Source organism: Ameyamaea chiangmaiensis (assembly GCF_013376175.1).
GTDB classification, from domain to species: Bacteria; Pseudomonadota; Alphaproteobacteria; order Acetobacterales; family Acetobacteraceae; genus Ameyamaea; species Ameyamaea chiangmaiensis.
In genome coordinates, this window is record NZ_JABXXR010000031.1 from 21074 (window position 1) to 27073 (window position 6000).

General features: G+C 66.8%; 6 protein-coding genes. 3 read left to right on the forward strand and 3 right to left on the reverse strand.

Annotated features, from left to right (window positions below; genetic code table 11):
* Nucleotides 1-56: 56 nt before the first annotated feature.
* From HUK82_RS06485 to HUK82_RS06495, 3 genes are all read right to left on the reverse strand, one after another.
* Nucleotides 57-482, reverse strand: coding sequence for a hypothetical protein (locus HUK82_RS06485; protein WP_176613184.1), 426 nt, complete (start codon nt 480-482; stop codon nt 57-59).
* A 231-nt stretch (nt 483-713) separates the two neighbouring features.
* Nucleotides 714-2105, reverse strand: a complete 1392-nt coding sequence (locus HUK82_RS06490; protein ID WP_176613185.1) for an NAD-dependent succinate-semialdehyde dehydrogenase — start codon at nt 2103-2105, stop codon at nt 714-716.
* Nucleotides 2106-2322: 217 nt separating this feature from the next.
* Nucleotides 2323-3696 (reverse strand): M20/M25/M40 family metallo-hydrolase, encoded by a 1374-nt coding sequence (locus HUK82_RS06495; RefSeq protein ID WP_373318249.1) that lies wholly within the window; start codon nt 3694-3696, stop codon nt 2323-2325.
* Nucleotides 3697-3956: 260 nt separating this feature from the next.
* On the opposite strand from HUK82_RS06495, the gene HUK82_RS06500 reads away from it, so the two are divergent.
* From HUK82_RS06500 to mdtN, 3 genes are read left to right on the forward strand one after another with little or no spacing between them, the layout of a single operon-like run.
* The gene (locus tag HUK82_RS06500; protein WP_176613187.1) at nt 3957-4556 is read left to right on the forward strand and encodes a DNA-3-methyladenine glycosylase I; all 600 of its coding nucleotides are present in this window, start codon (nt 3957-3959) and stop codon (nt 4554-4556) included.
* Between the two features lie 37 nt (nt 4557-4593).
* Complete coding sequence (locus HUK82_RS06505) at nt 4594-4866, forward strand: YtcA family lipoprotein (protein ID WP_176613188.1); 273 nt, start codon at nt 4594-4596, stop codon at nt 4864-4866.
* Complete coding sequence (gene mdtN / locus HUK82_RS06510) at nt 4863-5924, forward strand: multidrug transporter subunit MdtN (protein WP_176613189.1); 1062 nt, start codon at nt 4863-4865, stop codon at nt 5922-5924. Before HUK82_RS06505 ends, mdtN begins: the two co-directional genes overlap by 4 nt.
* The last annotated feature ends 76 nt before the right edge of the window (nt 5925-6000 follow it).

The window sequence follows — 6000 nt, forward strand, 5'->3', positions numbered from 1 at the left end:
CGCGGCGTGTCACTCCGAAAACGCGGCCCACCCACAGGCGGACCGCCTGTCCGTTTTCAGGTCGCGCTCTGCAGGCTCGCCATGACCTGTCCGCAGATTTTCTGCCGCGCGGGAACGTCGGCCTTGTCCAGCGAGACGATCTCGTCCTTGGGGCCAATCAGCAGCGAGGCAACCCCGGACGGATAGTCCATGTTGCCGCTTTCGTTCTTCGGGTCGACGGCGCCCGTGCTCGCCGACAGGCTCTGCAGCATCGGCCAGCCCTGCTCGTACGAGACATAGTGGTTGGCCACGCAGTAGCTCAGCGCCCCGACGCGGTTGATGGTCTTGGCACCCGACACGATCGCGCCGACATTGGCACCTGGCGCCGTTCCGACCGACGCGGGCGCTCCCGGTGCCGCCGGGGTGGTCTGCGCCCGCGCAACAGCGTGAACCGCCAGTAGAGAGACCGCCATCGCGGCGCACCAGAGAAAAACAGGACGCATCGTCAGAACCCCTTCGCAATGGAACGGCGGCGCACAGGCCGCCCCTCGATCCAGCGCACCGCACGTTGCATGCGAACGGTGCAAAGCAGGGCCGAGTGTGTTCCGCGAATGGCCCGAAGACAAGGGCCGGAGCCATGTTCTGACGGCAGTGCGCCCCCGAGAACGCAGGTGTGATCACCGACGCCTGACGCTGTGAAAAGGGGGGCGACGAGCCCCCCGGTCGGCCAGTCGTCAGAACGGTGCGTCGATGTCCACGACGTCGATCAGCTTGTGGTTGACGAACTCCTTGATCCCCAACCCGATCAGCTCGCGCCCGAAGCCCGAGCGCAGCACGCCGCCGAAAGGCAGGTCGGCCTTGACCATCGTCGGATGGTTAACGAACACCATGCCGGTCTCGATCTGCTCGGCAACACGCTCGCCACGCGCCTCGTCCTGCGTGAAGACCGAGCCACCGAGGCCATAGGGCGAATCGTTGGCGATACGCACGGCATCGTCCTCGTCCTTCGCACGGAACAGCATCGAGACGGGGCCGAAGAATTCCTCGCGGCGCGCGGGGTTGTTCTCGTCGATGTTCGTCAGGATCACCGGACGGAAGAACGCGCCCGTGTTGGGCATGGCCAGATCGATTTCCTCGGCCTGCGCACCGGCGGCAACCGCACCTTCGACCTGCTTTTTCAGATCGTCCACCGCACGCTGCGACGACAGAGGCGCCAGAGTGGTGGCCGGGTCCATCGGATCGCCCATCACCAGCGACGCCACGCCCGCACGGTAGCGCTTGACGAAATCGTCATACACCGAATCCACGACGATCATGCGCTTGGCCGACACGCACACCTGTCCGGCGTTCCAATGGCGTCCGAACACCGCCCATTTGACGGTCTTTTCCATGTCGGCGTCGTCGAGCACGATGAATGCGTCGGCGCCGCCGAGTTCCATCGTCGTCTTCTTCAACGCCGCACCCGCCTGCGACGCGACCTTCGCGCCGGCGCCTTCGGAACCGGTCAGTGCCACGCCGCGCACGCGGTGATCCTCGATGATCCGGGCGATCTGGCCATGGGTGGGGAACAGCGTGCGGAACGCGCCGTCCGGCAGCCCGGCCTCGACCATCAGGGTATCCATGATGGCGGCGCACTGCGGCACGTTGGACGCGTGCTTGAGCAGCACCGTGTTACCCGCCGAAAGCTGCGGCGCGATGATGCGCGCGACCTGGTAGAACGGGAAATTCCACGGCTCCACGGCCAGCAGAACGCCCAGCGGCTGGTGGATGATCTTCGCACGGCCCTCGGCCTTGTCGGCGACGGGCAGGTCTTCCGGCGCCAGCAGCTTTTCGGCGTTGCGGGCATAGTATTCGAAAATCGCGGCCGACAGTTCCGTCTCCGCGTGGGCTTCGCCGATCAGCTTGCCCATCTCCAGCGTCAGAAGCCGTGCATACTTGTCGCTGTCGCGGCGCAGGATGTCGGCGGCGTTCTGCATGACCCGCGCGCGCTCGGCGAACGACGTCTCGCGCCATTGCAGGAAGGCGTCCTGCGCGCCATCGAGTGCTGCGTCGACTTCCGCATCCGTCGAATTCGGAAACACCTTGAGTTCTTCATTGGTGAACGGATTAATCGTGGCGTACGCCATGTTCTGTGTCCTTGGAAAAAGGATGGAAACGAAGGGAACACCGCTGCCCCGCCCGTTTCCGGACGCAGGCACGGCTCCCGGGGCCGGACGGCCCCTGATGATCGATCACGTCAGTCTTATGCTGTCTCCTGCATAACCGATCGCTCGCACGAGATCGATACGCGAAAGAATGACAATCGGTTTCATCCCCGGCGCGATCGGCCGGGGGTCTCCCCGCTCAGCGCGACAGGTCGGTGACCACGGACAGCATCACCGAAATAGCCGGCGAGATCGCTGCGACCGGCGTGCGCTCGTTAAGCCCGTGCATGAAGCTATCGGACGATTTTATGAACAACGGGCTTATGCCATAGCTGGGCACATGATGGGCGCGCGACCACATGCTGTCGCTGGCACCGGAATCCTGGGCTGCAAACACGGGAACACCCGGAAACGCCGCGGCCATGGCCTTGTCGATCGCGGCGACGACATCAGGCCGCATTGGCGATGCGTCGGTGGAGACCGACCCCGCGGTCGTGTCGGTAAACGTGATGGCTGGATCGGCGGCCGCTTTTTTCAACTCTGCCATGATCTGGTCGCGGGGGTGGCCGGGAAAAATCCGACAGTTGATGTTCGCCTCGGCGCGTTGCGGCAGGGCGTTGAGCGCGTGACCACCCGATATCATCGTGACCACGCAGGTCGTCCCGATCTTGCCGATCATGGCCGGATCGGCCGACAGGGTGGCGATGGCGTGCGGGTCCGCCGGATTGGCGGCAAAGGCCCGCATCGCGGCGGCGGTCGCGGGCTGTTCCCACTTGGCCGCATTGACGAAATAGCTTCGTGTCAGCGGATTGATCTCGGGCGTGAAGCGGTGCTGCTGAATCCGCAAAAGTGCGGCGGCCATCTCGTCGATCGCGTTGACCGCGCGCGGCTCCGAGGAATGGCCGCCCGGGTTCGTCACCACCATCTGGAAATCGGCGTAGCTTTTTTCGGCCCCGGCCCAGGTGAAATAGGCGGGCTTGCCGCTCTTCTCGTCGATCACGCCGTTGGCCCCGTCCACGTTCAGCACGAGTTCGGCATTGCTGAGTTTATCGGCGATGATGGCGCCGGTTTTCATCGTCGTCTCCTCGTCGCCGGAGAATTCGATGATGATGTCGCGACGCGGCGTGTAACCCTCGCGTCGCAACTCCAGCAGGCTGGCGATCGCGATCGCGTCGTCGAGCTTCATGTCGGTGGCACCACGGCCGAACAGATAGCCGTTTTCCACCACGGGCGTGAACGGGTCGCGCTGCCAGTCCGCGCGCCGGGCCTCGACCACGTCCATATGACCCGAAATGACCAGCGGCTTGAGCGACGGGTCGCGGCCGTGCCAGCGCGCGATCAGATAGGCCGTATCGTCTACCGGCGTCACCGTAATGTCGCCCGGCGCGAAACCACCCGCGACCAGGGCCTCCCGGAACAGGGCCGCGACCTGCGGCGTCTGGTTGCCCGGACCGGCGACCGAACGCAGGGCAATCGCCTGCTTCGCCAGATCGAGCGCCTGCGCGTCCGCCTCGGGATGCGGGGCTGGCGCCGCCTTCACCCCGAACGTGATCATGGCGGCTGTAGCGGCCATCAGGGCGGTGCGGCGAATCGGCATGGTCACTCCTTGGTTCGGTTCCCCACCGTAACCTTTCGGACTGCGACTGCCCACCCCGCGCGGCGCCCCGTCCGACCGGGTCGGCGGGGGCATGTTCGTGCCGAGCGTGCCCCCGACGGGGCTCGCCCGTCCACCGCGCGTCCCATCTTTCGAAAAGGCGGGCCGCGTGGCCGGGGGATCCCGTCCCTCACGCGCGGACGCGATACACCCCCGCGCGCCTGTGCTATGGCGTGCGGATGCCGCCCACGCCCTCCCCCACACGCTGCCGCTGGGCATCGACCGACCCCCTGCTGCGCGACTATCACGACACGGAATGGGGTGTGCCGGTGCATGACGCGCGTCTGTTGTGGGAAACGCTGTGTCTGGAGAGTTTCCAGGCCGGCCTGTCCTGGCTGATCGTGCTGCGGCGTCGTGACGGGTTCCGGCGCGCGTTCGCGGGATTCGATCCCGATCAGGTCGCGCGATTCGACGAGGCCGACGTCGATCGGCTGATGGACGATGCCGGCATCATCCGGGCGCGGGCCAAGATCGTGGCCACGATCGGTAACGCGCGGGCCTTTTGCGCCATGCGCGACCGTGGCGAGGATTTCGCCCGCTTCGCCTGGGGCCTGGTGCCCGATGCGCCCATCGTCAATCGCACCGGCACTGTGCTGGCGCAGTCCCCGGACTCCGTCGCCCTGTCGAAGGCGCTCAAGGCGCGCGGGTTCACGTTCGTCGGGCCGGTCATCGTCTATGCGTGGATGCAGGCGGTCGGGATGGTCGACGATCACGATCCTGCCTGCTTTCGACATGCTGGCGGCCACGCCCCCTCGACCACGACCGGCAATCCGGCCTAGCCTGATCGTGCCATCGGAGCAGGAACCCCGACCCACCATGCGTTGCGCCGCCTTTCGACGCCTGCCCCCGCTGGCCGTCCTGACGCTGGGCGGGTGTGCCATGAACGGCGCGCCCAGCTTTCCCGTCGTGGGCGCCTACTTCCCGGCCTGGATGATCTGCGGCCTGATCGGGGTCGCCGTCGCGGTCGTGCTCCGGGTCATGTTCGTGATAACGGGCGTGGACGCCGTACTCAGCCTGCGGCTGTTTACGTATGTCGCGCTCGGCACGGTCGCCGCACTGCTTGTGTGGATGGTGGTATTCGGACCATGACGGGCAGCGCCGACCCTCCAACGCGCCGCCGTCTGCCGCGCCCGGGCATCGTCATCGCGGCCGTGTGCATCGCGCTGGCCATACTGGTCGGGCTGCATGCCGCCCACCTCGACCGTCATCATCCCTCGTCCGACAACGCCATGATCGACGCCGAACTGGTGCATGTGGCGTCCACGGTCGGTGGGCGGCTGATCGATCTGCCGGTTCGGGTCAACCAGCATGTTCGTCGTGGCGATCTGCTCTATCGCCTCGATCCCGAGCCCTATGCGCTGACGGTGCGCCAGACCGAAGCCGACCTTGCCCTGGCTACGGCCGAGGTCGAGAACCAGCGTCGCATGGTCGCGATCAAGACCGCCAACGCGGCGTCGGCACAGGCGCAGGTGACCCGCGCCCTGACCAACCGCGATCTGGCCGCCCGCACGGTCGACCGTCTGGGCCCGCTGGCCGCGCACGCCTATATCCCGCGTCAGGAATACGATCAGGCCCGGACCAGCCTGCGCGATGCGGATATCTCACTCGCCCAGGCGCGCCAGCAGGCGCTGGCCGCCGACATCGCCATCGGCGATCTGGACAGCGCGCTGGCCGCACAGGCCGCACGCCGGGTAGCGGTCGAGCATGCACGTTACAGCCTGCGCCAGACACAGGTTTTCGCACCCCAGGACGGATATGTGACCAGCCTGACCGTGCGGCCGGGCGAAGTCCTCGCCCCGTCGCAGGTTCTGTTCACGCTGGTCGTCGATGACGACTGGACCGCCGTTGCCGACCTGCGCGAGGGCGATCTTGCGTTCGTGCAACCCGGCGCCTGCGCCACGGTCTTTTCGATGATCGACCGCACGACGCCCATGCGCGGACATGTCGAGAGCATCGGCCGTGGCGTGCTGTCGCCGGAATCGGCCGGGCTGGCGCGCGGATTGCCACTGGTGCCACGCGAGATGGACTGGGTGCACGTGGCCCAGCGCTTCCCGGTGCGCGTGCGGCTCGACCCTGCTGCGGCGCCACTGCTGCGCATGGGGGCGACGGCGACGGTCGAGATCGGCTATGGCGCGGCCTGCCGCTGACCTGTTCGCACCGTTGCGCGCGCCGGCCGATACGGGCCGGCTGACCCTGCGGCGGCTGTGGGCGCTGCTGTGCGAT

What these genes read in the sequence shown, in the direction of transcription:
- mdtN (WP_176613189.1), top strand. Translation starts at nt 4,863, where the DNA reads ATGACGGGCAGCGCCGACCCTCCAACGCGCCGCCGTCTGCCGCGCCCG.
- HUK82_RS06490 (WP_176613185.1), bottom strand. Translation starts at nt 2,105, where the DNA reads ATGGCGTACGCCACGATTAATCCGTTCACCAATGAAGAACTCAAGGTG.
- HUK82_RS06500 (WP_176613187.1), top strand. Translation starts at nt 3,957, where the DNA reads ATGCCGCCCACGCCCTCCCCCACACGCTGCCGCTGGGCATCGACCGAC.
- HUK82_RS06495 (WP_373318249.1), bottom strand. Translation starts at nt 3,696, where the DNA reads ATGGCCGCTACAGCCGCCATGATCACGTTCGGGGTGAAGGCGGCGCCA.
- HUK82_RS06505 (WP_176613188.1), top strand. Translation starts at nt 4,594, where the DNA reads ATGCGTTGCGCCGCCTTTCGACGCCTGCCCCCGCTGGCCGTCCTGACG.
- HUK82_RS06485 (WP_176613184.1), bottom strand. Translation starts at nt 482, where the DNA reads ATGCGTCCTGTTTTTCTCTGGTGCGCCGCGATGGCGGTCTCTCTACTG.